This is a genomic window from Actinosynnema sp. NPDC023658, assembly GCF_040639995.1.
GTDB lineage: Bacteria > Actinomycetota > Actinomycetes > Mycobacteriales > Pseudonocardiaceae > Actinosynnema.
In genome coordinates, this window is sequence record NZ_JBFAAX010001141.1 from 1 (window position 1) to 1,665 (window position 1,665).

Here is a 1,665-nt window from a genome sequence, read left to right on the forward strand (position 1 = left end):
GTTCCGACTCCTCGTCGGCCGCGGCGTCGGCGTAGGGCCGGTCGAGGTAGAGCACCGTGTTGGACGACACGAGCACCGGCACACCGGCCGCGGCCGCCGCCGGCACGTCCCCCGGCGCGAGCGCGAACATCCGGCCCGCGTCCTCGATCACCGGGTGCAGCGCGGCCGGCGCCCGTTCCTTGAGCCGCTCGGTGTCGAAGGAGTTGTCCGGTCCGATCCAGTACTGCAGCACGTCGTCAGCGTCCAGGCACCCGGCGCGGGCCGCTTCCTGCCAGGCCACGACCCGCTTGCCTCGGGACCGGAGCAGGGCGTGCGCCCCCTGGACGAACCGGCGGTACGCCTCCGCCGGCATGCCGAACGGCTCGTCGGCGCCCAGGTGCACGAACGGCCCCGGCGCGAGGTCGACCAGGTCGGTCAGGACGTCACGGGCGAACGCCGCCGCCTCGGGGACGTCCGGGTCGAGGTAGCACACGTACGGGTGCACCGGTTCGGTGTCGCCGCGCAGCTCGGGGTAGGCGGCGAACGCGGCGGCGACGTGGCCCGGCACGTCGAACTCGGGGACCACGGTGACGTAGCGCTCCGCTGCGTGGGCGATGATCCGGGCGAGGTCGTCCCGCGAGTAGGAGTCGGCCCCGTCGCCGGTGAGCGCGGGACGGCTGGGCACCTCGGCCCGCCACGCCTGGGTGTCGGTGAGGTGCAGGTGCAGGACGTCCAGCTTGTACCAGGCCAGGAGGTCGACGACCCGGCAGATCTCCGCGGGGGTGGAGTAGTGGCGCGCGACGTCGAGGGACAGGCCGCGCCACGCGTAGGCGGGTCCGTCCTCGATCACGGTGACGGGCACCGAGGACGATCCCGCGGTGGTCTCGACGAGCTGGAGCAGCGTGGTGAGCCCCCGGAACGCAGCCTCGTCGCTCGCGGCCTCCAGGAGCACCCCGTCGGGGCGGGTGGTCAGCCGGTGCCGTTCGTCGGCCGGCGCCGCGCGGGGGTCGACGCCGTCCGGCGCGGGCAGGTGCGCCAGCCCCAGCGCGTCCGGGTCGTCCACGACGATCGTGAGGTGCGCGGTCGCGATCGAGGCCGCCCGGACGTCGAGGCCGTGCAACCGGTCCGCCCACGTCCGGAACCAGTCCGTCACGCCCGGGGCGAGGCCGGGCGGCACGGCGATCTCCACCACGGGCCCGAGCGGGACGCGGCCCGCGGTCGTGACCCGGGCCGGGAAGGGCACCAGGGGGAGGGGTGCGGTCATGCTGACTCCTCGGTTCGCCGTCGGGCCAGTGCGGCCCGCCGGGCGCGTTGGGCGGTGGGGTCGGCCACGGGGGCCGACAACAGCAGGCGTTGCGTGTACGGGTGGCGGGGCGCCGTGGTGACCTGCGCGGCGTCCCCGGACTCGACGATGTGACCGCGGTGGATCACGTTGACCCGGTGGCTCATGTACCGCACCACCGACAGGTCGTGCGAGACGAACAGGTAGGCCACCCCGGTCTGCCGCTGGATCTCCAGCAACAGGTCCAGGACCGTGCGCTGGGTGGTGAGGTCCAGCGCGGACACCGGTTCGTCGCACACGATGAGCTCGGGCCCGATCGCGAGCGCGCGGGCGATCGCGATGCGCTGCCGCTGCCCGCCGGAGAACTCGCGCGGCAGCCGGTGCGCCGCGTCGGCGGGCAGGGC

Annotated in this window: 2 protein-coding genes; both read right to left on the reverse strand. The window is 74.8% G+C overall.

Annotation, left to right across the window (positions count from 1 at the left end):
- Nucleotides 1–1,243: family 20 glycosylhydrolase (locus AB0G02_RS38940; RefSeq protein WP_360805154.1), on the reverse strand; the 1,243-nt coding region annotated here is incomplete at its 3' end.
- A partial coding sequence (locus AB0G02_RS38945; protein WP_360805157.1) for an ABC transporter ATP-binding protein occupies nucleotides 1,240–1,665 on the reverse strand: 426 nt, incomplete at its 5' end. The genes AB0G02_RS38945 and AB0G02_RS38940, both read right to left, overlap by 4 nt.